27 protein-coding genes are annotated in these 26764 nt (G+C 68.6%); 10 read left to right on the top strand and 17 right to left on the bottom strand.

The window, feature by feature from the left end:
- Positions 1–11: 11 nt before the first annotated feature.
- The 5 genes from AC07M9_RS01545 to AC07M9_RS01565 form a co-directional block, all read right to left on the bottom strand.
- Positions 12–644, bottom strand: a complete 633-nt coding sequence (locus AC07M9_RS01545) for a class I SAM-dependent methyltransferase (protein WP_494880752.1) — start codon at positions 642–644, stop codon at positions 12–14.
- A 119-nt stretch (positions 645–763) separates the two neighbouring features.
- Positions 764–1108, bottom strand: coding sequence for an arsenate reductase family protein (locus AC07M9_RS01550; protein ID WP_494880754.1), 345 nt, complete (start codon positions 1106–1108; stop codon positions 764–766).
- On the bottom strand, positions 1105–1620 hold the full coding sequence (locus tag AC07M9_RS01555) for a (2Fe-2S)-binding protein (RefSeq protein WP_494880756.1): 516 nt from the start codon (positions 1618–1620) through the stop codon (positions 1105–1107). Before AC07M9_RS01555 ends, AC07M9_RS01550 begins: the two co-directional genes overlap by 4 nt.
- A 46-nt stretch (positions 1621–1666) precedes the next feature.
- Positions 1667–3700: a TonB-dependent receptor gene (locus AC07M9_RS01560; protein WP_494880758.1), complete on the bottom strand. Its 2034-nt coding sequence runs from the start codon at positions 3698–3700 to the stop codon at positions 1667–1669.
- Between the two features lie 227 nt (positions 3701–3927).
- Positions 3928–4623 (bottom strand): fumarylacetoacetate hydrolase family protein, encoded by a 696-nt coding sequence (locus AC07M9_RS01565; RefSeq protein ID WP_494880760.1) that lies wholly within the window; start codon positions 4621–4623, stop codon positions 3928–3930.
- A gap of 256 nt (positions 4624–4879) precedes the next feature.
- Here AC07M9_RS01565 and AC07M9_RS01570 point away from each other — a divergent pair, with 256 nt between their 5' ends.
- Positions 4880–5440 carry a YqgE/AlgH family protein gene (locus AC07M9_RS01570; RefSeq protein ID WP_494880762.1) on the top strand — a complete coding sequence of 187 codons (561 nt, stop codon included), beginning with the start codon at positions 4880–4882 and terminating at the stop codon, positions 5438–5440.
- A 40-nt stretch (positions 5441–5480) separates the two neighbouring features.
- Here AC07M9_RS01570 and AC07M9_RS01575 read toward each other — a convergent pair whose 3' ends face one another.
- From AC07M9_RS01575 to AC07M9_RS01590, 4 genes are all read right to left on the bottom strand, one after another.
- Entirely contained in the window at positions 5481–6446 is a 966-nt protein-coding gene (locus tag AC07M9_RS01575; RefSeq protein WP_494880764.1) for a TauD/TfdA dioxygenase family protein, read from the bottom strand.
- A 132-nt stretch (positions 6447–6578) separates the two neighbouring features.
- Complete coding sequence (locus tag AC07M9_RS01580) at positions 6579–7469, bottom strand: SDR family NAD(P)-dependent oxidoreductase (protein WP_494880766.1); 891 nt, start codon at positions 7467–7469, stop codon at positions 6579–6581.
- Between the two features lie 165 nt (positions 7470–7634).
- Positions 7635–8711 carry an LLM class flavin-dependent oxidoreductase gene (locus AC07M9_RS01585; protein ID WP_494880768.1) on the bottom strand — a complete coding sequence of 359 codons (1077 nt, stop codon included), beginning with the start codon at positions 8709–8711 and terminating at the stop codon, positions 7635–7637.
- A 23-nt stretch (positions 8712–8734) separates the two neighbouring features.
- Positions 8735–9619, bottom strand: a complete 885-nt coding sequence (locus AC07M9_RS01590; protein ID WP_494880770.1) for a TauD/TfdA dioxygenase family protein — start codon at positions 9617–9619, stop codon at positions 8735–8737.
- Positions 9620–9834: 215 nt separating this feature from the next.
- Here AC07M9_RS01590 and AC07M9_RS01595 point away from each other — a divergent pair, with 215 nt between their 5' ends.
- Complete coding sequence (locus tag AC07M9_RS01595) at positions 9835–10596, top strand: TetR/AcrR family transcriptional regulator (RefSeq protein WP_494880772.1); 762 nt, start codon at positions 9835–9837, stop codon at positions 10594–10596.
- A gap of 118 nt (positions 10597–10714) precedes the next feature.
- On the opposite strand, the gene AC07M9_RS01600 is transcribed toward AC07M9_RS01595, so the two are convergent.
- The 6 genes from AC07M9_RS01600 to AC07M9_RS01625 all read right to left on the bottom strand — a co-directional run bounded on the left by AC07M9_RS01600 (position 10715) and on the right by AC07M9_RS01625 (position 16411).
- Complete coding sequence (locus AC07M9_RS01600; RefSeq protein WP_494880774.1) at positions 10715–11863, bottom strand: oxidoreductase; 1149 nt, start codon at positions 11861–11863, stop codon at positions 10715–10717.
- Positions 11864–11933: 70 nt separating this feature from the next.
- A complete protein-coding gene (locus AC07M9_RS01605; RefSeq protein WP_494880776.1) occupies positions 11934–12491 on the bottom strand; it encodes a nucleotidyltransferase family protein in 558 nt (185 codons plus the stop codon).
- Complete coding sequence (locus AC07M9_RS01610) at positions 12488–13507, bottom strand: XdhC family protein (protein WP_494880778.1); 1020 nt, start codon at positions 13505–13507, stop codon at positions 12488–12490. The genes AC07M9_RS01605 and AC07M9_RS01610 overlap by 4 nt, the downstream gene beginning before the upstream one ends.
- Positions 13507–14124, bottom strand: coding sequence for a TetR/AcrR family transcriptional regulator (locus AC07M9_RS01615; protein WP_494880779.1), 618 nt, complete (start codon positions 14122–14124; stop codon positions 13507–13509). Before AC07M9_RS01615 ends, AC07M9_RS01610 begins: the two co-directional genes overlap by 1 nt.
- Positions 14125–14204: 80 nt before the next feature.
- On the bottom strand, positions 14205–14864 hold the full coding sequence (locus AC07M9_RS01620; protein WP_494880781.1) for a murein L,D-transpeptidase catalytic domain family protein: 660 nt from the start codon (positions 14862–14864) through the stop codon (positions 14205–14207).
- 302 nt (positions 14865–15166) lie between these two features.
- Positions 15167–16411: a polyhydroxyalkanoate depolymerase gene (locus AC07M9_RS01625; protein ID WP_494880783.1), complete on the bottom strand. Its 1245-nt coding sequence runs from the start codon at positions 16409–16411 to the stop codon at positions 15167–15169.
- Positions 16412–16592: 181 nt separating this feature from the next.
- On the opposite strand from AC07M9_RS01625, the gene AC07M9_RS01630 reads away from it, so the two are divergent.
- The 8 genes from AC07M9_RS01630 to ribA all read left to right on the top strand — a co-directional run bounded on the left by AC07M9_RS01630 (position 16593) and on the right by ribA (position 25735).
- Positions 16593–18419: an ABC transporter transmembrane domain-containing protein gene (locus tag AC07M9_RS01630; RefSeq protein ID WP_494880785.1), complete on the top strand. Its 1827-nt coding sequence runs from the start codon at positions 16593–16595 to the stop codon at positions 18417–18419.
- A gap of 146 nt (positions 18420–18565) precedes the next feature.
- Positions 18566–20716, top strand: coding sequence for a M13 family metallopeptidase (locus AC07M9_RS01635; RefSeq protein ID WP_494880787.1), 2151 nt, complete (start codon positions 18566–18568; stop codon positions 20714–20716).
- Between the two features lie 110 nt (positions 20717–20826).
- The gene (locus tag AC07M9_RS01640) at positions 20827–21639 is read left to right on the top strand and encodes an undecaprenyl-diphosphate phosphatase (protein ID WP_494880789.1); all 813 of its coding nucleotides are present in this window, start codon (positions 20827–20829) and stop codon (positions 21637–21639) included.
- A gap of 4 nt (positions 21640–21643) precedes the next feature.
- Complete coding sequence (ppk2, locus tag AC07M9_RS01645; protein ID WP_494880790.1) at positions 21644–22423, top strand: polyphosphate kinase 2; 780 nt, start codon at positions 21644–21646, stop codon at positions 22421–22423.
- Positions 22424–22566: 143 nt separating this feature from the next.
- Positions 22567–22734, top strand: a complete 168-nt coding sequence (rpmG, locus tag AC07M9_RS01650; protein WP_007688317.1) for a 50S ribosomal protein L33 — start codon at positions 22567–22569, stop codon at positions 22732–22734.
- 42 nt (positions 22735–22776) lie between these two features.
- The gene (locus AC07M9_RS01655; RefSeq protein WP_494880791.1) at positions 22777–23433 is read left to right on the top strand and encodes a LolA family protein; all 657 of its coding nucleotides are present in this window, start codon (positions 22777–22779) and stop codon (positions 23431–23433) included.
- A 443-nt stretch (positions 23434–23876) separates the two neighbouring features.
- Positions 23877–24665 (top strand): exodeoxyribonuclease III, encoded by a 789-nt coding sequence (xth, locus tag AC07M9_RS01660; RefSeq protein WP_494880792.1) that lies wholly within the window; start codon positions 23877–23879, stop codon positions 24663–24665.
- 32 nt (positions 24666–24697) lie between these two features.
- Positions 24698–25735 (top strand): GTP cyclohydrolase II, encoded by a 1038-nt coding sequence (gene ribA, locus AC07M9_RS01665; RefSeq protein ID WP_494880793.1) that lies wholly within the window; start codon positions 24698–24700, stop codon positions 25733–25735.
- 61 nt (positions 25736–25796) lie between these two features.
- Here the strand turns inward: ribA and AC07M9_RS01670 are convergent, their stop codons facing one another.
- Both AC07M9_RS01670 and AC07M9_RS01675 read right to left on the bottom strand, forming a co-directional pair.
- On the bottom strand, positions 25797–26102 hold the full coding sequence (locus AC07M9_RS01670) for a hypothetical protein (protein WP_494880795.1): 306 nt from the start codon (positions 26100–26102) through the stop codon (positions 25797–25799).
- Between the two features lie 67 nt (positions 26103–26169).
- Positions 26170–26499 (bottom strand): hypothetical protein, encoded by a 330-nt coding sequence (locus AC07M9_RS01675; protein WP_494880796.1) that lies wholly within the window; start codon positions 26497–26499, stop codon positions 26170–26172.
- Between the last annotated feature and the right edge of the window lie 265 nt (positions 26500–26764).

Consider the following 26764-nt stretch of genomic DNA (forward strand, 5'->3'; position numbering starts at 1 on the left):
TGGCAGGCGAATCAGTCCTCGTCCTTCCAGCCCCACCACAGGAAGCAGGGCGGCACGTTGATCGGCTCGATCGCGTCGTCGATGCGCTTGAAGTGGCGGGCCATGTAGCTCTTGGCCTTGGGGCGGAACTGGTAGACCAGGAACGCGCCGCCCTTGCGGATGACGCGGTAGGTGGCAGCGGCGATGGCCGGGGCCACGCCGTCCGGCAGGGTCGAGAACGGCAGGCCGGAGAGCACGTAGTCCGCCTTGTCATGCCCATGCGCGCGCACGATGTCCTCGACGTCGGCGGCCGAGCCGAGCACCGCGATGAAGCGGCTGTCGGTGATGGTGCGGCGCAGGTAGTCGATGAAGAGCGGGTTGGTGTCGATCACGATCAGCATGCCGTCGCGCGGCAGCTTGTCGAGCACGGGCTGGCAGAAGGTGCCCACCCCGGGACCGTATTCGACGAAGAGCTTGCAGTTGGGCCAGTCAACCCGCGAGAGCATGCGGTTGATGACGAAGCGCGAGGACGGGACGATCGAGCCGACCATCACCGGATTGCGCAGGAACCCCTCGATGAAGACGCCCCAGGGCCCGAGGCCATGCTTGATCTTCCGCGTGATCCGCTGGGACAGGCGCTCGCGGGCAAGCTCGGTACTGGTCATGCTGCGGGAAGCTCTCGGAAGTTTGTCATGTCGAATATTGCAAAGCGGTGGCAGATCGGGGCCATCATTGCAAGGCGATGACAGGGCGCGATGAGACAAAACGAGACGGGACTGCCGCCTCAGAGAATCTCCTGCACCAGGTCCTGGGGACGACAAAGCCTGACACCCTTTTCGGTTTCCACCAGCGGCCGCTCGATGAGTGCGGGCTGGGCGGCCATCGCCGCGAGCACTGTGGCGTCATCAGCATCGGGAAGGCCGCGCTCCGCCGCGTCGGTGCCGCGCATGCGCAGGCCCTGCTGGGGGGTGATCCCGGCGTCGCGGTAGAGCTGCGCCAGCTTCTCGGCGCTCGGCGGGGTCTTGAGGTATTCGACCACTTCCACCTCGACGCCGGGCGTTTCCTGGAGGATCGCGAGCGTCTTGCGCGAGGTGCCGCAGGCGGGGTTGTGCCAGATGGTGGCGTTCATGGGGTTTCTCCTTGAGGGTGTTCGGGTGGGCTCTCCGGCGCGGCGCCGATGGTTTCCTCGCGGCGGGCGACGGCGGCGGCGCGCTGCACCGCGCGCAGCAGCCGCGGCTGGACGCCGCAGCGGCACAGGTTGGGGATCGCCGCCCTGATCTCGGCATCGCTGGGGCTAGCGTTGTGGGCAAGCAGGGCGGCGGCGCTCATGACGATGCCGGGGGTGCAGAAGCCGCACTGGATCGCCTGTTCGGCGACCATCGCCTGCTGCACCGGGTGGTCGCGGTCTCGCGAGAGGCCCTCGATAGTGACGACGAAGCGGCCCTCGCACTCCGCCAGGGTGATGAGGCAGGCGCGCAGCGCGGAGCCGTCCACCAGGACCGTGCAGGCCCCGCAGTCGCCCACGCCGCAGCCGTACTTGGTGCCGGTCAGGTTGGCGGCGTCGCGCAGCGCCCAGAGCAGCGGCGTGCGCGGGTCCATCGCGAACGCGACGGCACGCTCGTTCACGGTGAGCCGGGTCATCGCCTTGCCAGCCTTTTCATGCCTTTCGGGTGCCCCAGTCGCGCGTCTAGCGCAAGCCCACCTTGAGCCCCGCCCACAGCGTGCGCGGCGTTCCGAGGTCGATCGAGCCGCCCTGGTTGCGGGTGACGATAGTCTCGTCGGTCAGGTTTTCCCCGCGCAGCACGATCGAGACGAAGCGCCCGACGGGAACCTGCGCGAAGAGGTCGAGCGTGGTGGCGGCGGGCAGCACGTCGGTCTCGAGGTCGTCCTCGAACTGCGCGCCGGTGTGGCGGACGGTGGCGGCAAGGCGCCAGCCGTCGCTGGGCGTCCAGGCGAGGGTGCCGCTGGCGGCGAGCTTGGGGACCTGCGCTGGCCTGAGCCCGTCGAGCTGGCTCTGCGTGCCGCTCGCCTCGACCTTGGCGTCGGTCCACGAGAGCGAGCCCGACAGGTCGACGCGGCCGAGCGCGAGGTCGGCGCTGGCCTCGATCCCGCGCGCCCGGATGGCGTCGACGTTCTGGCGCTCGCGCAGCGTCGAGGTCAGGGTGACGTTGGCGACCGCGTCCTTGAGCCGGTTGTCGAAGGCCGTCAGCGCGATCGACAGTGCCGCGGCAGGGTGGAAATCGACCCCCGCCTCGTAGCCGCGCAGGCGCTCGGGCTTGAGCGCGGCGTTGGCCTGGGTGGTGATCGGGAAGACCACGAAGGGCCGGTAAAGCTCGTTCAGCGTCGGTAGGCGCAGGCCGGTGTAGGCGGTGGCGCGCAGTGAAACCACCGGCGCGAGGTTCCACACCGCGCCGCCGCGCCCGTTGACGTTCCAGCCGTCGCGGTCGGCGAAGCGGGTGTCCTGGTTGACCGCGCCCGCCGCGCTGAGTTCGCGGTAGTAGCCGTCGCGGATGGTCCAGCGGTCGGCACGCACACCCCCGGTGACGACCAGCTGACCCAGCGTCCAGTCGTCCTCGGCGTAGAACCCGAGGTCGGACTGCCTGCCCCCGGCGCGGCGGTACGCGGTGGGGCGGCCGGTGGCGGCGCTGTAGGGCATCTCGACGAGATTGCCGCGTGACAGGCGCACGTCGGTGCCGAGCCGCAGGACATGCGCGTCGCCCACCGGCGGGCGCAGTTCGGCCTTGCCGCCGAGCGCCAGCGTCGGGGTCTTCTTCTGGTCCAGGGTCTTCTTGTAGCTCGTCGAGCTGATGACGACGTTCGAGAAGTCCTGCGCCTGGACATAGCCCAGCACGTCGAACTGCCAGTCGCCCCGGCCCACGAAGCGCAGCGATCCCTGCTGGCCGGACGAGGTCGAATCGGCGCCCTTGAAGCGCAGCGTGCGCTGGTCGTCGTAGACCAGGCCCGAGGCCTGCACTTCGACCGTGTCGGTCAGCGGGGCGACGGCGCGCAGCGAGCCGGACAGGCTTTCGTACTGCGCACGGGCGGAAGCGGCGACGCGCTGCTCTTTGGGCGTGGTCCAGAAACCCCGGCCCCGGTCCCACTGGACACCGGCGACCACGAAGCCTTCGCCCAGGCGCGGCGCCACCGTCAGCGCGCTCTGCGTTTCGCCCCGGTCGTTCACGAGGGCGGCGCCCTGGACCGGGCCGATCTCATCCGGCCCGGCGCTCTCCATCTCGATCGTGCCCGAGACCGCCCCGGTGCCGAAGGCGCCCATGCCGCCGCCGCGCGTCACCCGCACCGAGCGCAGGCGTTCGGGGGCGAGGGCGCTGAGCGGAATGTAGCCGAAGAACGGGTTGGCCACCGGCACCCCGTCGAGCAGCACCTGCGCGCGGCTCGAGGCGTTGCCGCCCAGCGCGCGCAGGGTCACGCCCTGGTTCGAGGGGTTGGAGGCGCGGCTGTCGGAGCGGCGGAACTGCTGGAAGCCGGCGACGGAGGACAGCACGTCCTCGATCCGGCCCGAGGCGCTGGACTTGAGCCGGTCGAGGTCAATCGTCTGCACGTCGTAGGCGGGCGTCGATGGCCCGTCGCCGAGGCCGCGGCCGGTGACGACGATCGGGCTGCGCGGGGCGTCGGCTTCGTCCTCGGCGTGGGCCGGGGCAGTGGCCAGCAGGGTAATGAGGGTGAGCAGCGGCAGGGTCGCATGGCGTCGCATCGAGATCATGGCGCTCTCTTAGGGACTGGGCGGACGCTGGCAAGCGCGGGGCGCGGCGGGCGACGCGAAAGGCCACGGGCCGATCGGGGCCGGTAATTCAGCGGCCCGGGAATGACGAAGGCCTGTACCGAAAAGAGCGGGGCTTTCGATCAGATGGACCGCACACCTGATCCGTCGCCCCCGCGCAGGCGGGGATGACGGGTTTTTGGGAGGTCCGCGCTGCCGGGGTTTTGCCGCTATTGCGCCGCGGTGATGTTCAGCCGAACCGGCTCCAGCCCGGCGATCGTGCCTTCCAGCACGTCGCCCTCCGCGACCGGGCCGACGCCTGCCGGGGTGCCGGTATAGATGAGGTCGCCCGGCGCGAGGTGGTAGAGGCGCGAGAGGTCGGCAATCAGCTCGGGCACCGACCAGATCATGTCGGAGAGCGTGCTGTCCTGCCGGGTCTCGCCGTTCTGGACGAGCGCGATGCGCTGGTCGGCCACCGGGCCGAACCCGGCCGCGGGCGTGATCGCGGCGATCACCGCGCCGTTCTCGAAGTCCTTGCCGGTGTCCCAAGGGTAGCCCTTGGCCTTCGAGGCGTTCTGCAGGTCGCGCCGGGTCATGTCGAGGCCGGCGGCATAGCCATAGACGACTGCCATGGCGTCTTCGGGAGCGATGCGGAACGCGGGCGCGCCGATCGCGACGACGAACTCCATCTCGTAGTGGCAGTTGGTGGTGCCCGGCGGATAGGGAACCGCCTCGCCCGAAAGGCACAGCGCGGCGGGCGCCTTGTTGAACCAGATCGGCGCCTCGCGATCGACCGCGTTGCCCAGTTCGAGCGCATGGGCGGCGTAGTTGCGCCCGACGCAGAAGATGCGCCGCACCGGATAGCGCGCCTCGCTGCCGAGGACGGGGACGGTCGGGACGGCGGGGAGGTCGAAAAGGAGGCTCATGGGGCGGTCTTAAGAGCTGAGGGCGAGCGGGGAAAGAGGCCTTGCCCTTGCCATCCCAAACTCCGTCACCCCCGCGAAGGCGGGGCCCCGCTTCCTTGTGCGCTCAAAAGAACAAGCGGGGTCCCCGCCTGCGCGGGGACGACGGCGCTTTTATCCGATCGGGATTCGCCCTTCGAAATGCGCTGGCTTGCCCTGCCATTTCATCAGGGCTCGCTTCCGGGTTGCAGTGGCGGACGCCTCGCCTACATTGCGGGGCGTGACAGCTGAACAGTACCTTTCGGGGCGCATCCTGCTCGCCATGCCCGGCATGTTCGATCCGCGATTCGAACGCTCGGTCAACGTGATGTGCGTCCACGACGAGAACGGCGCGCTGGGCATCGGCATCGGCCATGTCCGGCAGGGCGTACGCTTTCACGATGTGCTCGAGGAACTGGGCATCGATCCCGGCGTCTCCCCCAACCGCGAGGTCATGACCGGCGGCCCGGTCGAGCCGGGGCGCGGGTTCATCCTCCATTCGACCGACTGGGGCGGCGTCGACACCATCGCGGTCGAGCCGCTCTGCGCGCTCTCCGCCTCGATGGATGTACTGCGGGCCATCGCCGAGGGCCGCGGGCCGGCGCACTGGATCATGGCTCTGGGCTACGCCGGCTGGGGCGCCGGCCAGCTCGAAGGCGAGATGCGCCACCACGGCTGGTACGCGGCGGAAGGCCACCGCGAAGTGCTGTTCCAGACACCGCCCGAAGGCCGCTGGTCGGCGACCTGGCGGGCCGAGGGGATCGACCCGGCGCTGCTGTCGAACGAGACGGGGCGGGCGTAGATCATAACCCTCTCCCCTTCAGGGGAGAGAGTGGTCCAACTCAATACGTCCGTTCCAGTATCTTGTTGTCGCTCGAAGCCCCGCCTTCGAAATACCCCAATCCATAATCGCCCTTGATGGTGGTGCGCTGCATGCGGCGACCGTACTGCGGATCATGGCCGCTGACGGCGTGGAGCACGCGCCAGTTGTCCCAGATCAGCATGTCGGTGGGCTTCCACTGGTGCCAGTATGACAACTCCTTGCCGAGCGCGAAAATCTCGCGGCTGACGGCGTCGAGCAGGGCCTCGCCTTCGGGGGTCTCGTCGCCCTCGATGCCCTCGGCCATCCACGGCGAGACATGGAGCACCTTCTCGCCGGTCGCGCGCGTCCAGACCGCGGGGTGGACGGCGCGGGGGGTGCCCTGCGCGGCTTCCATCACCGCGTCGGCGTGGGGGTTCTCGGACAGGCAGCGGTAGTCCTCGGGCGCGCCGAAGTGGAAGTCCTGCATGATGACGTTCATCCGGTAGAGCACGTTCCGGCCGTCGATCTTCTCGCACAAGGTCGGCGAGAGGCGCTGGTACAGCTCGATACCGTCGACGAAGCCGGTGAGGCCGCCCTGGGGCGGGATGTCGAGCGCGCGCAGCACGCCGGCGCGATTCAGCTCGTTGTTGTAGGCATGGTCGAAGTGCCAGGGTAGCCACTGCGTGACCTCGCGCCCGCCGATCTGGATGCGGCCCTCGGGGAAGGGCTTGCAGGTCATGTCGATGACGCCGGGCATGGCATCCTGGTCGACGCGCGGGACCGCCTTGCTGGGGTGGTCCTTCATCGGGCCGAAGATGTCGGACAGCGCGACGTGCATCCGGCCGCTGGGCTCCACGTCCTCGAACACGATCATGCCGTGGCGGGTGAACAGCGCGTTGACCTCGTCGCGGACCTCGGGACGCGTCGTCTCGTCGAGGGTGAGGCCGGCGATGCGCACGCCGAAGTCGCGGCCTTCGATGAGCGGGCGGACGTCGAGCTGGGCCATACTTTTCTCTCCTGCGCCTTATTCGTCATCCCCGCGAAGGCGGGGATCCATCTCCTGACGGTGCAACCGAGCACGGCATCGGCTGGGTTCCCGCCTGCGCGGGAATGACGGTGTTTTTGTTCTTCGAAATCTTCACGAGTGCACCAGCCGCGCGCCCTCGGGGTTGGCCTCGGGCGTGCCGTGGCGCGCATGCCATGCGTCTGCCGCATCGTAACACGCCTCGACAATCCCCGAATAGGTACGCCGGAAGTGGTCGCGCTGGTCGGGATGGTCGAAAACGAAGGCGCGATTGTTGAGGACGGCATCCAAAACCATCGGGGCGATCGCCCGGGGGGTGTAGAAGTCGTGGCTGTGGGCGACGCTGGAGGCCTCGGTGACATGAATCTCGCCCTCGCCGGGGCCGCCGAAGCGGGCGGGGCGGTAGCGGGCGTTGTTGTCCTTCATGCCGGTGGCGACGCCGCCGGGGCAGTAGCTGGTGGTGTGGACGCCGTGCTCGGCCAGTTCGAGCCCGAGGTTCATCATCAGGCCGATGATCCCGGCCTTGGCGGCGGAGTACGGCGCGTGGACCGGGATCCAGCCCGGCAGCAGTCCCGCCATCGAGGCGGTGGCGCAGATATGGCCTTCGCCGGCCGCAATCATGTCCGGCAGGAAGGCGCGGGTGGTGTTCATGACGCCGTGGAGGTTGACCTGGAGGATCCAGTCGACGTCGTCGTCGCTCATCTCCACCAGCGGGTCGAACGAGGTGGCGCCGGCATTGGCGAACAGCAGCTGGACCGGCCCGAACGCGGCGTCCACCGTCTCCTTCAGGGTACGGATCGAGGCGCGGTCGCAGACGTCGCAGATGACCGCGATCGCCTCGCCGCCTTCGGCGCGGATGGCGTCGGCGACCCGCTCGGCGTTGTCGATCATGATGTCGGCGACGACGACGCGCGCGCCTTGGCGGGCCAGCTCCCTCGCCAGCCCCATGCCGATGCCGCTGCCCCCGCCGGTGACGACGGCGGTGCGTCCGGTGATCTGGGTCATGTCCTTTCTCCCTGTCGCTTCAGGGGGCGGCAAAAAACTCCGCTCCCCTCTTCGTCATCCCCGCGAAGGCGGGGATCCATCTCCTGACGGCTCAACCGGACAGGGCATCAGATGGGTTCCCGCCTTCGCGGGAATGACGAAGGTGTTGTGATATGGCCCGCCACCCTACGCCATCACCGGCTCTTCCGCCTTCAGCAGCGGCATGACCTTGTCGGCAAAGAGTTTCATCTGCGCGTACACGTCCTCGTAGGGCATGCCGCCGAAGCTGAAGTTGGCGATGATCTCGTAGTCGCCGACCATCGACTTGCGCATGAGGTGCTTTTCGTAAAGCTCCTCGGGCGTGCCGATGAGGTTGCCGCCGACGTAGTCCTTGTAGGCCTTGTCCGGCCCGCCGCGCGCCGCCGCCATGTCGCCCATGTAGGCGTAGGTGGCGTAGCTGGGCAGTTCCTTGAAGTGCGGGCTCATGAACTCGTAGTGGTTGGCGACCTGCTGGAACTGCGCGGCGAAATACTTGTCGGTGTAGTCGGTCACCTTGGCGCGGTCGGCGAAGCAGACCATGAAGTCCGAGATGATGAACGGCGGCGCGGCCTTGCCGTGGAGCGCCTTGAAGGTATCGCGGTACTTGTCGATCTCGGGCATCGCCGAGGCCCAGTCGCCCTGGCTGAAGCGCAGCGCTTTCAGGCCGAGTTCGGCGGCCACTTCGCACGATCCGGGCGACATCGAGACCATCACGCAGCGGTCGCGGCCAAAGCCCTCGGGCTTCGGGCGGATCTCGGCGCGCGGCTGCTTGTACCACTTGCCGTCGGCCTCGACGAAGCCGGTTTCCAGGCCATCGAGGATGATCTGCGCGGCCTCGTCGAACATCTCGCGGCTGTCTGACAGGCTCTTCCCGAACTTCTCGAACTCGCGCCGCGCGGCGCCGCGGCCCATGCCGAGGTAGAGGCGCCCCTCGCACAGCGCGTCGAGCATCGCGACCTTCTCGACCACGCGCAGCGGGTCGTTCCAGGGGAGGATGACGGCGGCGGGCATCAGCTTGATGGTCTTGGTCTTCGCCGCCACCCAGCTCAGCGCCTGCAGCGGGTCCGGGCAGGCGGCGTAGTCGGTGAAGTGGTGCTCGACCATCGCCGCGAAGTCGAAGCCCATCGCCTCGGCTTCGACCGCGAGCTGGGTTTCCTTGCGGAAGAATTCGTAGTCGGGCAGTCCGTGAAGGTTCTGGTAGCCCAGGTGTACGCCGACCTGCATTGGTTTCTCTCCCTTTTCGTCTGTCAGGTGACCGCTTCGGCGGCTCGCTCGGGCGCCGTCACCGGCTCCTCGCCGTTGAGGGTGCAGCGGTGGAATTCCCGCTTGCTGCCGGCCTCGAACGGCATGGCACGGTGCATGCAGCCGGTGTTGTCCCAGATCGCGAGATCGCCGGGCTGCCACTGGTGGCGATAGGTGTACTTGTCCTGCGTCGCGTGGATCATCAGCCGCTGGAGCAGGTCGTGGCTCTCGGCCGCGTGCATGCCCTCGATCCAAGCGCCCGAAGTGCTGAGCACCAGCGAGCGGCGGCCCGACTTGTGCTGCCACACCAGCGGGTGCGAGCGCTGCGGATAGCTCGACCACACCGCGAATTCCTCCGGCGTGCAGCCGCGCTTGGCGGGGAACAGCGCGGCCTGCATGGTGTGGACCACGCGCAAGCCGGTGAGCCGCTCCTGTTCGACTTCGGGCAGGTCCTCGTAGGCGGCGTAGGTGCTGGCGAACATGGTGTCGCCGCCCTCGCGCGAGAGGCGGGTGGGCGTGAAGAGCGTCGCGAAAGGCGGGACCGGCTCGTAGGTGCCGTCCATGTGCCAGAGCAGGTTGCCGAACAGGAACTTCGCGTATTCGGGGTTCACCTCGGGGTCGAGGCTGACCTTGAGCACGCCTTGCTCGCCCTCGTTGAGCACCTTGCCATCGGCGCCGCGCTTGGCCGAGCCGATCCGGAGGTCGCCCAGCGAGCGCGCCGCCATGCGCAGTTCCTCGTCGTTGAGGCCGAGCCCCCGGAACACCAGCGCCCCGCGCGCGACCAGCAGTGCGCGGATTTCGGCGGCATGGGCGCCGCCGAGCAGCGCCGCCTTGTCCAGCTTCACCTCGGACCCGATCCTCGGCGTCAAATCGACCGATGTCAGTGCCATCGTCATCCACTCCCGAACCTTGGCCCGGCCCCGCTTACCGCGAAGTCCTGATGCCGTATGTTACCTTGACCGTTTCATTAGCATCGATTCGACGCCTAGTCACGTGCTAAATACCGAGCGTAAGCGTAATATGTAGCCGCATCCGTTTCAAATGTCGTTGCCGCACGCGGGCGAGGGCGCTAAACGCGGGCGAGCGAGCCGACGAAAGGACCCCGGTGCCCGACAGCGATCCCTCCGACACCGTCCGCCGCCGTCCGGGCCGGCCCTCGCTCAGCAACGAGCAACTGCTCGACAAGGCGCTCGACCTGTTCCTCGAGAAGGGTTTCGCCGGCACCAGCATCGACGCGATCTGCGCCGCCGCCGGCATGGCCAAGCGTACCGTCTACGCCCGCTACGGCGACAAGGAGACGCTGTTCAAGGCCGCGCTCACCCGCGCGATCGAGGAGTGGCTGGTCCCCGTCGAAGTGCTGCGCGCGCAGGAAAGCGCGGATTTCGAGGCCAGCCTGGTGCGCATCGGCGCGCTCCTGGTCGAGAACGTGCTGGGGCCCGCCGGCCTGCGCCTGCTGCGCCTCACCAATGCCGAGAGCGTGACGATGCCCGAGATCGCGATCGAGAACGTCCGGCTCGGCACCGAACCGACGCTGCGCTACCTCGCCGACCTGTTCCGCCGCCACCTCGCCGCGCCCGGCGCTGCCTTCGCCGAGGCCGATGACGCGGCGCAGGCCTTCCTCGCGCTCGTCGTCGGCGGGCCGGCCAGCAACGCCGCTTGGGGCATGCGCCTCGACCCCTCCGCGATCGAGCGGCAGACGCGCTACTCGGTTCGCCTCTTCCTCCACGGCGTCAGCGAGCGAGGTCCCACGGCACCGCAAGGCGAAAGTGGCCAACTGCGCCGCCTGCTGCGCGATGCCGAGGAGGGCCTGGCGGTGGCGCAGCAGAAGGTGGAGCAGGCGGCCCGGCTGGTTCGGAACGCGGAGTAGGGATACGGGAACCTGGCCTTCGCGCGATGACAGGGTGGGGGCTGGCGTAGCCCTCTCAAGAGGGTTGGGAGAGGGGAATGCGTGCTCGCCTGCCTTCGTACCTCTTCAGAAATCGGCCTCACTTCACATGCGCCATCAGCGCGTCGTCGAGGGCCTTGGGGTTGAACGGCTTGAGGCGCTCGAACTCGCCCGCGTGCACCAGCTTGGGCCAGTCGGGTTCGGCGATCATGGCCCGGCCCACGGCGACGAGATCGAAGTCGCCCCGGTCGAAGCGGCGCATGAGGTCGTCGAGGCGGGCGAGGTCGAGGCCAGATTCGAGCCCTTCGCCGAGGTTGGTGAAGAAGTCGCTGTCGAGACCGACCGAGCCTATCGTGCAGGTGGGAACGCCGGTCACCTTTTTCACCCAGCCCGCGAAGTTCAGGTCCGAGCCATCTTCGAAACCCGGGTCCCAGAAATGGCGCTGCGAGCAGTCGATGAGGTCGACACCGGCCTCGACCACCGGGGCGAGCAACTCCTCCAGTTCCTGCGGGGTGTCGGCAAGGCGCGCGGCGTAGTCGACCATCTTCCACTGCGAGAGGCGCAGGATCAGCGGCATGCCGGGCTCCAGCGCGGCGCGGCAGGCGGCGATCACCTCAGCGGCGAAACGGCCGCGCGCGCGCGGGCTGCCGCCGTAGCGGTCGGAGCGGTGGTTGAGCGCCTTCCACAGGAACTGGTCGATGAGGTAGCCGTGGGCGCCGTGCAGTTCGATGCCATCGAAGCCCAGTTCCACCGCCTTCGCCGCGCCGCGCGCGTAGGCCGCGATCACTTCGTCGATCTGGTCCTGCGTCATGCCGTGGCAGACCCGGCTGGCGGGGTCGATGTAGCCCGAGGGGCTGATCTGGCCGAGTTCGGGTCGGTAGGTCAGCGGCCCGCCGGTGAGCACGTCCGGCCCGCGGTAGATCAGGCCGACGTGCCACAGTTCCGGCACGCACAGCGCGCCCGCTGCCCGCACTTTGGCGGCGACGTTGCGCCAGCCGGCGAAAGCGTCCTCGCCGTGGAAGCGGCCGAGCAGCGGGTTGTCGCCGGAGGAAGGGTGATCGATGTAGACGCCCTCGGTGACGACGAGGCTTGCCCCGCCTTCCGCGCGGCGGGCGTAGTACCGCGCGGCCTCCTCGCCGGGAACGCCGCCCTCGCAGACCTGCAGGCCCATCGGCGGGAAGACGATGCGATTGGGTAGGGTATGCCGGCCGAGCCGGAACGGGGTGAACAGCGCGCCGAGGTCGGTCACGATGCCCTGTGCCCATTTGCCGGAGGTGGTTCAGGCGTCGACATGATGCGCTCTCCCGGACCTGTGCGCCTTATGCCTTCTTCAGGTCCTCCGGCCGGTCCACATCGAAGAGTATCGCCGGATCCGGACAGTCGTCAAACACGACATCGCCGTGGCGGCGCAGCAGGCGGCCGGCGCCCTCGTCGCCGGTGAGCGCGGCGATGTCGGCGAAGGCTCTGGCGGAGAGCAGGACCGGGTGGCCGGGTTTTCCCTTGTGGCGCGGCATCGCCGCATAGGCGGGACCGATCACGGCGGCGAGCCGGGCGGGGAGGCCATGTGGGATACGCGGCATGTCGCCGAGGAACACGAAGGCGCCCGAGGCATCTCCGGCGGCGGCGATGCCGGCCTTGAGCGTGTCGGACAGCGCGGGGCTCGCGAGCTGCACGACGTCGACGGGCGGACCGCCCGACCAGTCGCCGGTTTCGAGGCCGGGGCGGGCGACGACGATCACTCTGGCCACCGGCGCGGCGCGGGCGGCGCGGATGGCGTGGTACAGCAGCGGCTCGCCGTCTAACGGGGCGGAGAGCTTGTCGCTGCCGAAGCGCGTGGCGCGCCCTGCCGCCAGCACCACCGCGACGAGATCGGTCAAGCGCGTTCCCGCGCGGGGTTCAGCGCCTGCATGATCTCGGCAAGGATGCCGGTCGCCACTTCCCACGGCGACTTGCCGAGGCCGGGAACGCCGGGCGACAATTGCAGGCGCGACAGTTCCTCGGGCGTGGCACCCGCCGCTACGAGCGCGGCGAGGCGTTCGGGCGCGCGCGACCGGGCGCCGATCATGCCGACGTAGCCCGCGTGCCCGCGCAGGGCGGCGAGGCAGCCGCCGAGGTCGTGGTGATCCTCGTGCGTGGCGCCGAGATAGGCCGTCCAGCGATCGACCTTGAGGCGGGCGAGGGCTTCGGAGGGCTCCTCGCGCAGATATTGCGACACCGGGAAGGGCGGCGGCGCGTGGGGGCCGCCGGGGCGCAGCAGGATCGTCTCGAACTGCGCCATCGACCCCAGGCTCGCGGCCGCGAGCGCGCCCGGATCGCCGCCGGAGACGATCAGCCGGCGCGGCGGGTCGTAGCGGCGGGCGATGCGGAAGGGCTCGTCGGTCAGCGCCAGCAGCGGGCCGGTGTCCTCGCTGACGCGCTGCATCTCGCCGTCGCTGTCCCAGGTGCAGGACCGGCGCTCGGCGGCGTGGCGGAGCAGGGCGGTGACGGCGGGCGAAGCGGGCGTGACGCGCTCGAGCAGGACGTGAAGCGCCCCGCCGCAGCGCAGGCGCAGGTCGATCCACGGGCTACCCATGCCGTAGTGCAGACGGCGGGGTTTGCCGTCTGCGAGGACCTGCGCGGCGTGGTTGGCGACGTCGCCCTCGATGCAGTCGCCCGAGAAATAGCCCGTCGCGGCGACGCCGCCGTGCGTCCCGGGCGCGAACAGCATCTGCGCGCCGGGTCCGCGCGGAGCGCTGCCTGCGACCTTGTAGAGCGTCGCCAGCGCGGCCGGGCGACCGGCGGAGACGGCTTCGGCCAGCGCCGGGCGGATATCGTCGACCCAGCCGAAGGCGGGCCAGTCCGCCCCCTCGATCTCGCCCGTGGCGGGCGCGACCTGGTCGGCCAGCGCGGTCATCAGGCCTCGGCCGGGCGCCGCGCGATGGTGTCGCCGATGAGCGGGGCGATCACCAGCCGGTGCAGGATGTTGGCGACGTCCTCGGACGACTGGATCGGGGCGGGGGTTTCGCCGTCCTGCGCCAGCCACCAGGCGAGGATGTCGAAGGTGGAGCCGGTGCCGTGGATCACGCCGAGGTCGGAGGGCAGCCAGTTGTTCTGCGACACCGCGCCGTCCACCAGCCCGCGCGCCTGGCGGATGAACTCGTCGCGCACCAGCGCCGCCGCGCCGCCGTTGAGCAGCGCCGACCACAGCAGGGCGTGCTCGGAAACATGGGCGCACAGCGCCAGCGTCGATTCGTAGCTGTTGGTTTCGTAGAGGATCGGGATCGTGCGGGCGAGCAGGTCCGCGATCTCCGCCGAGGCGACGTCGGCGAGCAGCGCTTCCTTGGTGGGATAGTGCCGGAAGAAGGTGGCATAGCCGGTGCCCGCCCGCGCGGTGATCTCGCGGATGGTGAGCTGGTCGAAGGACTTTTCCTCGAGCAGCGCGAGCAGCGCGGCGGTCAGCGCATTGCGCGACCGCACTTGCCGCGCATCGGTGGGGGCATCGCGTCTGAGGCCGTTGAGGCTGGTTTCCATGATCCACGCTGTATCATTGAGGTGGGCCGGTGTCTAATCGGCCGCAGGAGGTGTCCGCGATGCGAACGATGGGATGCGTGTCAGCCCTGGCCGATGCGGTCGGCGAACAGCAGGCGCCCGCCCGAGAGGTGCCAGAGAGCTTCGTTGAAGTCGGCGTTGCTCATCGCGAAGCAGCCTTCGCTGCGGCCGAGCTTGCCCCACTTTTCCACCATGGTCGGGTCGACGTACCAGGCCGGGTGCATGACGATCGCGCGGGGGAGCGCCATCGAATTGTCCTGGTCCAGCCCGACCAGGCGGATCGAGGTGCCGTACTTGCCCTTGTACCACTCGGCGGTGAGGTAGGCCCCGCGCGAGGTGGCCTCGGAGCCGGGGACGTTGGAGAAGCTCTGCAGCCAGCCGCTGTGCGCCGGGTCCGAGCCGCGTCCGTGGGCGACGAGAAAAGAGCGCACGGTGCCGTTCTCGAGATTGGCGAAATGCAGGCGCGGCAGCGACGAGGGCTGCGCGAAGTCGACGATGCCGACCACATCGGCGCGCCAAAGCTGCCCGCGCACCCGCTGCGACTGGCGCGCGGCGACCTCGAGAACGCGGCGCTGGTAGGGGATGAGCCCGTCGGCCATTGCCGGGGTGGCGGAGATGCCGGTGGGGAAGGTGCTCGAAAGCGTCGTGGCCTCGCCGGTCTCGGCGACATCGTCCGCTGCGAACGCGCGCGAGGGCAGGGCGAGGCCGAGCCCCGCTACCAAACCGCCTTTGAGTACTTTGCGTCGAGAATGCGCCCGATCCATAGTTGCACTTATAACACAATCGATCGTGGCGATCTACCGTCTCGTCGTCCGCGTCGGCGCAGGCGCGGAGCGGCTGGACGCATGAAGGGTGTCGGGGCCGTCATCGAACGACCTGCGGAGCGCAAGGCAACGGACCAAGCCATCTCGTCATCCCCGCGAAAGCGGGGATCCCGCTGCCCTCACCTTGCATCACAGGTAGCGGGGCCCCGCCTTCGCGGGGGCGACGAGTGAAAGGAGCCGCGTTTCGACGACTCAGTGCCTCAGGCGACCACCTTCAGCGGCTTGCGGCTGTGCTGGGCGATCCAGTCTTCCAGCACCGGCGCGATTCGGGTGCGCCACTTGCTGCCGTTGAAGATGCCGTAGTGGCCCACTTCCTCGGCGAGGAAGTACTTCTTGCGGCTGTCGGGCAGGTGGCTGGCGAGGTGCAGTGCGGCGCGGGTCTGTCCGATGCCCGAGATGTCGTCACGCTCGCCCTCGATCGCCAGCAGCGCGGTCTCGCGGATGCCGGAGAGGTCGATGACCTCGCCGCGGTGGACGAACTCGCCCTTGGGCAGCGAGTGCTTCTGGAAGACGTGCTCGATGGTCTGGAGGTAGAATTCGGAGGTCATGTCACAGACCGCGCGGTATTCGTCGTAGAACGCCTTGGTGGCGTCCGCGCTGTCGCCATCGCCGGCGACCAGGTGCTTGAACATGGCGTAGTGACTCATCATGTGCGCCTTGAGGTTCATCGCCATGAAGCCGGAGAGTTGCAGGAAGCCCGGATAGACCTGCCGCCCGGCGCCTGGATAGGTGTGCGGGACGGTGGCGATGACGTTGCCCGCGAACCACGAAAGCGGCTGCTGGGTGGCGACGTCGTTGACGCTCGTCGGCGCCTCGCGGGTGTCGATCGGCCCGCCCATCATGGTCAGCGTGGCGGGGCGGCAGGGATGGTCCTTGGCGCCCATGATCGCGGTGGCGGCATAGGCCGGGACCGAGGGCTGGCAGACCGCCAGCACATGTGTGCCGGGTCCGATGTGCTCGAGGAAGCCGACGAGGTAGTCGATATAGTCGTCGAGGTCGAAACGGCCCTCGCTGGCCGGGACCAGCTTCGCATCCGCCCAGTCGGTGATGTAGACCTCGCAGCTCTCGACCATGCGGGCGACGGTGCCGCGCAGGAGTGTCGCGTAGTGACCGCTCATCGGCGCCACGATCAGCAGCCTGGGCGCGTTCTTGGGAAGGCCGGGATGATCGAACCGCAGCAGGTCGCCGAAGGGGCGGTGGAGCACGATCGATTCGGTGACGGGCTGGACCCTGCCGCCCACGGTCACGGTCTCGATGCCGAACGAGGGCTTGCCGCGCGGCGAGGCGGCGTGCGCGAACACGTCGAGCGCGGAGGCCATGATCGGGCCGAGGCCGAAATAGCCCATGGGAAGCTTGGGGTTGCTCAGCAGTTCCGAGCCGACCGAAGCCCAGGCGGCGGCGCCGCTGAGCATGGTGCGCTGCAGTTCGTAGGCGTTGTAAAGCAAGTCGAGTCTCCTGGCCGAGGCCGGCCCTGTCCGGGCGTATAGCCCCTGATCTGGGCACTAGGCGTTAATGGTGCAACGCGGCAATTACGAAATCCGATAGGTACTGTTCGCATGTGCAGACCGTCTCGTCCCGAATCGCCGGGCCTTTTCCTCGGCCTCGCGAGGCTGTAAGGGCGCGCTGATGGATGGGACGCAGGGCAATTCGACAGCGCCGCAAGGCACTCCAGACGAACCGGCCGCACGCCGCAGGAGCCTGGGGCCCTTGCGCATGGTCTGGCGCGAGATGCTCAAGTATCCGGGGTGGATGGCCACGGCCGGGCTGGCACTGCTGACCACCGCCACCTCGACGCTGGCGATCCCCTTCGGCTTCCGCCAGATCATCGACCAGGGCTTCGCGAAAGGCGCCGATCCGCATGCGATCCGCTGGTGGTTCGTGATGCTGCTGGGCGTAGTGGTGATTCTCGCCGTCGCGACCGCGATCCGCTTCTATTCGGTGTCGTGGCTGGGCGAGCGCGTCGTCGCCGACATCCGCCTCAGGGTCCAGCGCCACCTGCTGACGCTGGCGCCGGGCTTCTTCGAGGAGAACAGCCCCAAGGAAATCTCCTCCCGCATGACCTCGGACACCGGGATCATCGAGCAGATCGTCGGCACCACCGTTTCCGTCGCGCTGCGCAATGCGATCATGGCGATCGGCGGAGTAATCTACCTCTTCATGCTGGCCCCGGGGCTGACGGCGGGGCTCATCATCGCGATCCCGCTGGTGATCCTGCCGATCGCCGCCTTCGGCCGCCGCCTGCGCGCCGTCTCGCGGTCGAGCCAGGACCGCGTCGCCGACATCGGCGCGCTGACCGCCGAAGTGCTCGGCGCGCTCAAGGTCGTCCAGGCGTTCAACCAGGAAGGCCGCGAGCACCAGCGCTTCGCCGCCGCGGTCGAGCGCACGTTCGACACCGGCAAGCGCCGCATCACCATCCGCGCGATCATGACCGCGGTCATCATGTTCCTGATCTTCGGCTCGATCACCGTCATCATGTGGCGCGGCGCGATCGGCGTCGCGGAAGGGACCATCACCGGCGGCACGATCGCCGCCTTCGTGGTCACCGCCGGCATCGTCGCGGGCGCGTTTGGATCGCTGACCGAGGTCTATGGTGATCTCGTGCGCGGCGCGGGCGCGGCCAGCCGCCTTGCCGAACTGCTCGACGAGCATCCCGCCATCGCCGCCCCGGCCCGCGCGCTCGACCTGCCCGCGCCGCCGCGCGGCAAGCTGGCGTTCGAGCGCGTGACCTTCCGCTACCCCTCTCGCCCCGAACTGCCGGCGCTGCACGATTTCAGCCTGACCATCGAGCCGGGCGAGACGGTCGCCATCGTCGGCCCTTCGGGCGCGGGCAAGTCGACGCTGTTCCAGCTGGCCGAGCGGTTCTACGATCCGCAGGGCGGCGCCATCAAGATCGACGGCGTCCCGCTCGCCTCGGCCGACCCGGCGCAGGTCCGGGCGCGCATCGCGCTGGTGCCGCAGGAGGGCGTGCTGTTCGCCGCCTCCGCCCGCGACAACTTGCGCTACGGCAACTGGCAGGCGGACGACGAGGCGATCTGGGAAGCGGCGCGCGCCGCCAATGCCGAGATGTTCCTGCGCGCACTGCCGCAGGGCCTCGACACCTTCCTCGGCGAAGACGGCGGGCGCCTGTCGGGCGGCCAGCGCCAGCGCATCGCCATCGCCCGCGCCCTGCTGCGCAACGCCCCGATCCTGCTGCTCGACGAAGCGACCAGCGCGCTCGACGCCGAGAGCGAGCGGCTGGTCCAGGACGCGCTCGACCACCTCATGGCCGACCGCACCACGCTGGTCATCGCCCACCGCCTCGCCACCGTGCGCCAGGCCGACCGCATCGTCGTCATGGACGGCGGCCGGATCGTCGAGCAGGGCACCCACGACAGCCTGAGCCGGGCCGGGGGGCTCTATGCGCGGCTCGCCTCGCTGCAGTTCGACAGTCCGCCGGTCATCCCGCTGGGCTGAGGGACTTTGCGCCGACGCACCGGCACCCCCCGATCCGGGCCATTTTCGGCTGGCATTGCGCGATGTTGCAATTATGTTGCGCGTCATCAGGGGGCATTCGATCCCCGCAGAAATGCCTGTCGCACACTCATCAAAAAGGTCAGGACATGCCCCGCTTCTCCGGCAAGGCGCTCGCATCGCGCGCCGCTGTTTCCCTTCTCGCCCTGAGCCTCGCCGCGCCCGCGCTGGCGCAGGACGCTGCCCCGGTCGCCGCGGCGCCCTCGCTCGCGCCTTCCTCTGACTGGGGCAAGTTTGGCGTCCAGACGCAGTGGATCGACCCCTCGGTCAAGCCGGGCGACGACTTCGACGCCTACGTCAACGGGACGTGGAACAAGACCGTCGAACTCCCCGCCGACCGCACCCGGTGGGGCTCGTTCCTTGAGCTGAACGACCTGTCCGAAACGCGCGTCCACGCGATCATGGACGAACTCGTCGCCTCCAGCCCTGCCCCGGGCAGCGACGGCGCGCGGATCGCCGCCGCGTACAAGGCGTTCATGGATACCGATGCGATCAACGCGGCCGGCCTCGCCCCCGCGCGCCCATACCTCGACAAGATCTATGCCGCGAAGACCCCGGCCGACCTTGCCCGCCTGTTCGGGCAGCCCGGCTTCGCCTCGCCGATCGGCCTCTACGTCGATGCCGACGAGAAGAAGAGCGACACTTACGCGCTCAATGCCAATATCACTGGCCTGGGCCTGCCCGACCGCGACTATTACCTGAAGACCGACGAGCGTTCGCGCGATATCCGCGAGAAGTACAAGGCCTACCTGGCCTTCGTTCTCGGCAAGGCGGGATACGCGGACCCCGAGGGCGCCGCCCGCGCCGTGCTCTCGCTGGAGACCTGGATCGCCCAATCCGACTGGGACCGCGCGGGTGCCCGCAACCGCGACCTCACCTACAACCGGCTGACCGCCGCCGAGTTCGAAGCGATGGGCTCGCCCGGCGTGGTGCGCGCCTTCATCGACTCGGTCGGCGCGGGCAAGGCCAGCTACGTGCTGGTCGGCGAGATGCCCCCTTCGGAGGAGGAGTTGAAGACCGCCCGCATCGACGCGGCCAAGGCGCAGACGCTGTTCGGCCCCGGCATGCCCGAAGTCGTCAAGCTGATCGACACCGTCCCCGTCGCCACCTGGCAGGCGTGGATGGCCGCGCACTTCCTCAAGGACAATGCTGCAGTCCTGCCCTCCGACATCGATCAGGCGACCTTCGCGTTCTACGGCCAGACCCTCTCCGGCCAGCCCGAACAGCGCGCCCGCTGGAAGCGCGGCATCGCCGCGGTCGAGGGCATGGCCGGTGAACTGGTCGGCAAGATCTACGCCGGAAAGTACTTCCCGCCCGAGCAGAAGGCGGCGATGACCGACCTCGTCGCCAACCTGCGCAAGGCGATGGCGTCCAACCTCAAGGAACTCGCCTGGATGAGCCCGGCGACCCGCGTCGAGGCCGAGGCCAAGCTCGACGCCTTCACGCCCAAGATCGGCGCGCCCGACACCTTCAAGACTTACGACGGGTTGACGTTCTCGGCGACGGCGCCGCTCGGCAACGTCATCGCCGCCGGGGCCTGGCAGTCGGCCTTCGACATGAACCGCATCGGCCAGCCGGTGGACCGCGCCGAGTGGGGGATGCTGCCCGAGACGGTCAACGCCTACTACAACCCGACCTTCAACGAGATCGTCTTCCCCGCCGCGATCCTGCAGCCGCCGTTTTTCAACCTCTCGGCCGACCCGGCGGTCAACTACGGCGGCATCGGCGCGGTGATCGGCCACGAGATGGGCCACGGCTTCGACGACCAGGGCGCCAAGTCCGATGGCACCGGCAACCTGCGCGACTGGTGGACGCCCGCCGATAAGGCCGCGTTCGAGAAGATGCAGGACACGCTCGCCGCGCAGTACGACGCGCTCTGCCCGTTTGACGCGGGCAAGACCTGCGTCAACGGCCGCCTGACCATGGGCGAGAACATCGGCGACCTAGGCGGTCTCAGCCTCGCCTACCGCGCCTACAAGCTCTCTCTGAACGGCAAGGAATCCCCGGTGATCGACGGCTTCACCGGCGACCAGCGCTTCTTCATGGGCTGGGCGCAGGTCTGGCGCTCGAAGGTCCGCGAGGCGCAGGCGCGCCAGTACCTCGTGATCGACCCGCACTCGCCGCCGCAGTACCGCATCAACGGTATCGTCCGGAACTTCGACGAATGGTACAAGGCGTTCGATGTGAAGCCCGGCGAGAAGCTGTATCTGGCGCCGAAGGATCGCCTGCGGATCTGGTGAGCTTGCGTTCCTCCCCGAGACGAGCTCGGGGAGGAACTTGGCGTCAAATTCCCGCAGCGCAGCATCCACCGGCTTGACTTGCCCGGCCCGTCCGGCATGACCTCGGTCTCATGGACCTGACCTTCACCGCGATCCTCCTCGGCATTGTCGAGGGCCTCACCGAGTTTCTGCCGGTCTCCTCGACCGGGCACCTCATTCTGGCCACCGAGCTGTTCGGGTTCGACCCGTCGCAATGGTCGACATTCAACATCGTCATCCAGCTCGGAGCGATCCTGGCGGTGATCGTGCAGTTCTGGCGCACGTTCTGGGCGGTGGGCATGGGGCTGCTGAAGCTCAATCCCACCTCGATCCGCTTCGTGCGCAACGTGCTGCTGGCATTCATCCCGTCGGCGGTGCTGGGCCTGCTGCTCAACGACTGGATCGAAGGGCTGCTCGGCCAGCCCTCGGTGGTCGCCTGGGCGCTGATCGTCGGCGGCATCGCCATCCTCGGCATCGAGAAGGTCGCCAAGCCCGGCCCGCTCACCGGCGTCGCGGAACTGCCCGCGAAGCAGTGCATCGGCGTCGGCTTCGCGCAGTGCCTGGCGATGGTGCCGGGCGTCAGCCGCTCGGGCGCGACGATCATGGGCGCGCTGGCGATGGGCATCGAGCGGCGCACCGCGGCCGAATTCAGCTTCTTCCTAGCCGTGCCGACGATGATCGGCGCCACGACGCTCGAACTCATCAAGCACGGCGACGGCCTGATGGCGGGCACCGGCGTGGTCGGCTGGAACGAGATCGCCATCGGCTTCTTCGTCTCCTTCGTGGTGGCGCTGGTGGTGATCAAGGCGTTCATGGCCTTCGTCAGCAAGTCGGGCTTCGCGCCCTTCGCCTGGTATCGCATCGTCGTCGGCATCCTTGCCCTGGTGCTGCTGGCGCGGGGTTGAACCGGTGAGCAGGCTGCATCGCAAGGACTACGACAAGCTCCTCGAGCCGATGCAGGAGGAACTCGTCGGCATGGCGCGCTGGGCGCAGAAGACCGGCGCGCGGATTGTCGTGCTGTTCGAGGGGCGCGACACCGCCGGCAAGGGCGGTGCGATCAAGGCCGTCTCGGGCGAACTCAACCCGCGCCAGTGCCACGTCGTCGCGCTCGCCGCGCCGAGCGAGCGCGAGGGCGGGCAGTGGTACTTCCAGCGCTACGTGCCGCATCTGCCGGCCCGGGGCGAGATCGTGCTGTTCGACCGCTCGTGGTACAACCGGGCCGGGGTGGAGCGAGTCATGGGCTACGCCGATCAGGCGCAGGTCGAGGCCTTCCTCCACCACGCCCCGCTGTTCGAGAAGGCGCTGGTCGACGATGGCATCCTGCTGTTCAAGTACTGGCTCTCCTGCGATCAGGAGAAGCAGGAGGAACGACTCGCCGAACGCGCCGCGGACCCGCTCAAGCGCTGGAAGCTCTCGCCCATCGATATCGCCGCGCGCGAGAAGTACGACGCCTATACGCTGGCGCGCGAGGCCATGCTGGAGGCGACCCACACCGCCCACGCACCGTGGACGCTGGTCGACTTCAACGATCAGAAGCGCGGCCGACTCACCCTGATTCGCGACCTGCTCGACCGCCTACCCGACACCGAGCAGGATGCCCCGGAACTCGTCCTGCCGCCGCTCGAGGCCAAGCCCAGGCGCGAGAAATTCGGCGTTCTTGAGCCGATCAAGCCGTTTCCGCTGCCCTGAACCGGCCTCGGCGGCTTGACTTCGGAGGGCATATCCAGCAAGGGGCGCAACCTTACGGGGCGGCGCGTTGGTGTCGCCCTCGTGGTATTGTCGAAACGCCGGCCTGCCAGGGCGGCTGAAACTTAGAGAGTACAGGAACCGCCATGGCGAAGCCCGCAACCGTCAAGATCCGTCTGGTCTCGACCGCCGACACCGGATTTTTCTACGTCACGAAGAAGAACCCGCGGAACACCACCGAGAAGATGAGCTTCTCCAAGTACGATCCCGTCGTGCGCAAGCACGTCGAGTTCAAGGAAGCCAAGATCAAGTAAGGTTCACGGTCGGTTCAAGGCTGTGAACCCAATGGGGATGCCATGAACCGTACCATCAAGACCTTTCGATCCTGCGTGGGCGCGGCCGCTTTGGCCGCGCTTTCCGTTCCTGCCCTCCTTCCGGCCGCTCCCGCGCTTGCCGCATCCCCCGAGGACGCGAAGCAGCTGGACCAGGCCGTCGAGGCGCTGCGCGCCATCGACACGCTGAAGGCGGACTTCGTCCAGACCGACCGCTCCGGCCAGTCCGTGCGCGGCGTCCTGACGCTCAAGCGCCCGGGCCGCATCCGTTTCCAGTACGAAAAGAGCGCCAACATGCTCATCGTCGGCGACGGCAAGGCGCTGACGTTCATCGACTACAGCGTGCGCCAGGTGCAGCGCTGGCCGATCAGCAACAGCCCGCTCGGCGCGGTGCTGGACCCGAAGCGCGACGTGGCCAAGTACGGCAAGGTTCTGCAGACCGGCAACCCGAACGTCACCAGCATCGAGGTCCGCGACCGCTCGCATCCCGAGTACGGCGTGATCACCCTGATCTTCCAGCGCAAGCCCTCGGCGCCGGGCGGACTGGAGCTGACCTACTGGGTCGCGCTCGATTCGCAGAACAAGCGCACCACCATCGCGCTGTCCAACCAGCGCTACGGCGTGCCCGTCACCGACAACGATTTCCGCTGGAACGATCCGCGCCCCAAAAACCGCCGCTGATGAGATCGTCGATGGCGCGGAACGACTCGTCGGGGGTTGTGCCTGCCAAGCGACAAACGGCGACAGTTTTCTGAACTTCGTTCACTTGCCAGCAAGGCGATCGCACCTACATTGAACTTGTCAGAGCGGCTTTGAGGCGGGTTTCCCCCCTGTTGCCCGCGCCTCCTGAGTGGCCGCTTTGATACTCTAGCGTGACGAACGCTTACAGGAACCCTCGAGCCTCTGCCCCCGGCTCGAGGGTTTTCTGTTTGGATGGCCGGCTTTTGCCCCATCCCGGGCTGAGGCAAAATCCGACCATCCAAAACGTCGCTCGCGGTTCCTCCCCGAGCTTGCTCGGGGAGGGGGACCATCCGCAGGATGGTGGAGGGGCACCCTTGGTTTACGCGAGACGGCAGGTCCCCGCCCTCTGGCATTTCGCCCCGCCCATGCCTAAAGCCTCGCGCATGAAGATCGCCACCTGGAACATCAACTCTGTCCGCCTGCGCATCGATCAGGTCGAGCGCCTCCTGACCGAGCAGGCGCCCGACGTGCTGTGCCTGCAGGAGATCAAGGTCGCCGAACCCCTCTTCCCGCACGAGATGTTCGAGCGGCTGGGCTACACCCACCGCGCCATCCACGGCCAGAAGGGCTACCACGGCGTCGCCACCGTCTCGAAGGTGCCGTTCCGCGACTTCTCGAAGCACGACTGGCAGGACAACGGCGAGGCCCGCCACATCGGCGTCGAGCTGCTGGGCCCGGGGCAGGGCATGATCCTCGAGAACGTCTACATCCCCGCCGGCGGCGACGTGGCCGATCGCGAAGTGAACCCCAAGTTCGGCCAGAAGCTGGACTTCCTCGAACGCATGACCCGCTGGGCTGACCAGATCGACCGCCCGACGCTTATCGTGGGCGACTTCAACATCGCCCCGCTCGAATCGGACGTCTACAACCACAAGGCGCTGCTCAAGGTCGTCAGCCACACCCCGCTCGAGGTCGAGACGCTGAAGCGCTTCCAGGACGCGCACGGGTGGGAGGACATGGGCCGCAAGTTCATCCCGGCGCCCGAGCGCAACTACTCCTGGTGGTCCTACCGCAGCTACTGGCGCGAGAAGGATCAGGGCCGCCGCCTCGACCACATGTGGGCCTCGCCCGAGCTGTCCGCACAGGCGCGCGGGCACCACTTCGTCGAGGAAACGCGGCGCTGGGAACAGCCGAGCGACCACATCCCGCTGATCACGGAGTTCGATCTCTGAGCACGGGGCTTCCCTCGTCCGGCGCCCGCCGCGTGGCGCTGGCGCTCGACGCGCTGCGCCACGGCTGGCCGGTGCGCGTCGCGGGCGGCGACGTGCTGCTGCCGGCGGAAACCGCCTTCGCGCCGGGTGTGACTGCGCCGCGGATGCTGATTTCGGCGGCGCGCGCGGTGACCCTCAAGCTTGCCAACCAGCGCGAGGCCGCGGTGCCCGAGGCCCCGGTGCTGATCCGCGCGGCCGAGCCCTTCGACCTCGACACCGCGCGTACCGTCGGCGACCCGGCGCTCGACCTAGCCTGGCCGATGAAGGGGCCGTTCGCCGCCCAGCAAATCGACGACCTCGCGTCCGCGCGCACGGCTATGGAACTGGCGCGCCTCGCCGGCATCCTCCCGGCCTTCCTCGTCGCTCCGGGTCTCGACGGGGAAATACAGGACGTCTCGCCCGCCGATCTCGCCGAGTGGAAGGACACCCGGCACTTGCGCATCGCCAGCCGCGCCCACCTGCCGGTCGCGGCGGCCGAGAATGCCGAAATCGTCGCCTTCCGCGCGCTCGACGACCTGCGCGAGCATGTCGCGCTCGTAATCGGCACCCAGGACGGCGACCGGCCGCCGCTGGTGCGGCTCCATTCCGAATGCCTGACCGGCGACATCCTCGGCAGCCTCAAGTGCGACTGCGGGCCGCAGCTCGACGCGGCGCTGCGGGCGATGGCGGACGAGGCCGGGAAGGGCGGCTGGGGCGTGCTGCTCTACCTGCGTCAGGAGGGGCGGGGCATCGGCCTCGTCAACAAGCTGCGCGCCTACCGGCTGCAGGACATGGGCTACGACACGGTCGACGCCAACAACCGCCTCGGGCTACCGACCGAGGCGCGCGACTTCCCGGTCGCGGCGCGGATGCTCGAATTGCTTGGCGTTTCGCGCATCCGGCTGATGACCAACAACCCGGCCAAGGTCGAGGCCTTGCAGGGCGTCGGCGTAGAGGTGATCGAGAGGGTGCCGCACCAGCTGCCGGCCAACCCCCACAACGCGCGCTATCTCGACACCAAGCGGGATCGGACCGGCCACCTGCTCGGCTGAGCGGGGAACCGGGACGCAGGCGAGGTTCGGGGGGAAATGCCTGCGCCCCGGCCCCGCGCGGTCAGGGCACCATCATGATCATGATGCCGACCACGCAGGCGGCGATGGCGGCAAACAGCGCGCCTATGGCGATGTCCTTTGCCGAGAAGCGGTCGTGATGGTCCTTGCGATACGCCCGGTACTGCTCGGCGATCGCGGGATCGCTTGCGAGCAGGCCCACGTCGAGCGGTCCTGCTACGCGCTTGAACCAGTGCTGGAGCACGCCGAGTTCGGTTTCGGAAAGGTCGGGGTAGCGGGCCAGCAGAGTCGTGGCCTGCGCACGGCCGTCGATAGCGGCGTCAAGCGTGCCGGTGAGTTGGTTAGCCATGGATAATCGTCCTGAAAAACGGAAATGATCGAGGTGCGCAAAGGCGCGCCTGGGGTCGGGACCGAATTCAGGCGATGGGAGGTGCGGTACTGTCGGGCAGGCGCGCGGGGTGCGCGCGCGGTGGAGGGCCGCGTGCTTCGGGGCGCAGGTGTGCGGGCTGGGCGAGTGCGAAGCGCGGCGCCGCGGCGGCGTCCTGAAGCGTCATGGCCGCGGGCGGGGCAGGCAAGGGCTGCGCGGGTGCGAGCTGCTGGGCCTGCGTCCGCCGCATTGTGGTCAATGCGACATCGAGCGTCGCCGCGCTGAACGCCGAACCCGGCATCCGCTCCAGCGGCGCGCGGATGGGCTCCGCCGCCTGCAGGCCGATCGCGGCGAGCAGGAGCAGGGACCAGATACGCATGCGCGCAAGCCAGGCGGGGGCGGAAGCCATCAGGGCAGAGCTAGGGATCGGGGGCGGCGCTGGCAAGGGACTGTCGGTCCGTCGGGTGCGGGTTCGATCGCGTGACGCCTCATGGTGACGAGTGGGGGGCAGACCTGGCCGGAGCCGTGCCCATACCGTAATCCTTTTATGCCGTCATCCCCGCGAAGGCGGGGATGACGCTCCTCTCGCGCAAGGCGCACGGTCGAAGGAAGCCAGAGCCCGCGCGCCAGACGGATCAGTGTCG

The organism is Novosphingobium sp. GW821-FHT09E05 (assembly GCF_059416165.1).

What these genes read in the sequence shown, in the direction of transcription:
- AC07M9_RS01545 (WP_494880752.1), bottom strand. Translation starts at nt 644, where the DNA reads ATGACCAGTACCGAGCTTGCCCGCGAGCGCCTGTCCCAGCGGATCACG.
- AC07M9_RS01550 (WP_494880754.1), bottom strand. Translation starts at nt 1,108, where the DNA reads ATGAACGCCACCATCTGGCACAACCCCGCCTGCGGCACCTCGCGCAAG.
- AC07M9_RS01555 (WP_494880756.1), bottom strand. Translation starts at nt 1,620, where the DNA reads ATGACCCGGCTCACCGTGAACGAGCGTGCCGTCGCGTTCGCGATGGAC.
- AC07M9_RS01560 (WP_494880758.1), bottom strand. Translation starts at nt 3,700, where the DNA reads ATGATCTCGATGCGACGCCATGCGACCCTGCCGCTGCTCACCCTCATT.
- AC07M9_RS01565 (WP_494880760.1), bottom strand. Translation starts at nt 4,623, where the DNA reads ATGAGCCTCCTTTTCGACCTCCCCGCCGTCCCGACCGTCCCCGTCCTC.
- AC07M9_RS01575 (WP_494880764.1), bottom strand. Translation starts at nt 6,446, where the DNA reads ATGGCCCAGCTCGACGTCCGCCCGCTCATCGAAGGCCGCGACTTCGGC.
- AC07M9_RS01580 (WP_494880766.1), bottom strand. Translation starts at nt 7,469, where the DNA reads ATGACCCAGATCACCGGACGCACCGCCGTCGTCACCGGCGGGGGCAGC.
- AC07M9_RS01585 (WP_494880768.1), bottom strand. Translation starts at nt 8,711, where the DNA reads ATGCAGGTCGGCGTACACCTGGGCTACCAGAACCTTCACGGACTGCCC.
- AC07M9_RS01590 (WP_494880770.1), bottom strand. Translation starts at nt 9,619, where the DNA reads ATGGCACTGACATCGGTCGATTTGACGCCGAGGATCGGGTCCGAGGTG.
- AC07M9_RS01610 (WP_494880778.1), bottom strand. Translation starts at nt 13,507, where the DNA reads ATGACCGCGCTGGCCGACCAGGTCGCGCCCGCCACGGGCGAGATCGAG.
- AC07M9_RS01615 (WP_494880779.1), bottom strand. Translation starts at nt 14,124, where the DNA reads ATGGAAACCAGCCTCAACGGCCTCAGACGCGATGCCCCCACCGATGCG.
- AC07M9_RS01630 (WP_494880785.1), top strand. Translation starts at nt 16,593, where the DNA reads ATGGATGGGACGCAGGGCAATTCGACAGCGCCGCAAGGCACTCCAGAC.
- AC07M9_RS01635 (WP_494880787.1), top strand. Translation starts at nt 18,566, where the DNA reads ATGCCCCGCTTCTCCGGCAAGGCGCTCGCATCGCGCGCCGCTGTTTCC.
- AC07M9_RS01640 (WP_494880789.1), top strand. Translation starts at nt 20,827, where the DNA reads ATGGACCTGACCTTCACCGCGATCCTCCTCGGCATTGTCGAGGGCCTC.
- rpmG (WP_007688317.1), top strand. Translation starts at nt 22,567, where the DNA reads ATGGCGAAGCCCGCAACCGTCAAGATCCGTCTGGTCTCGACCGCCGAC.
- AC07M9_RS01655 (WP_494880791.1), top strand. Translation starts at nt 22,777, where the DNA reads ATGAACCGTACCATCAAGACCTTTCGATCCTGCGTGGGCGCGGCCGCT.
- xth (WP_494880792.1), top strand. Translation starts at nt 23,877, where the DNA reads ATGAAGATCGCCACCTGGAACATCAACTCTGTCCGCCTGCGCATCGAT.
- AC07M9_RS01670 (WP_494880795.1), bottom strand. Translation starts at nt 26,102, where the DNA reads ATGGCTAACCAACTCACCGGCACGCTTGACGCCGCTATCGACGGCCGT.
- AC07M9_RS01675 (WP_494880796.1), bottom strand. Translation starts at nt 26,499, where the DNA reads ATGCGTATCTGGTCCCTGCTCCTGCTCGCCGCGATCGGCCTGCAGGCG.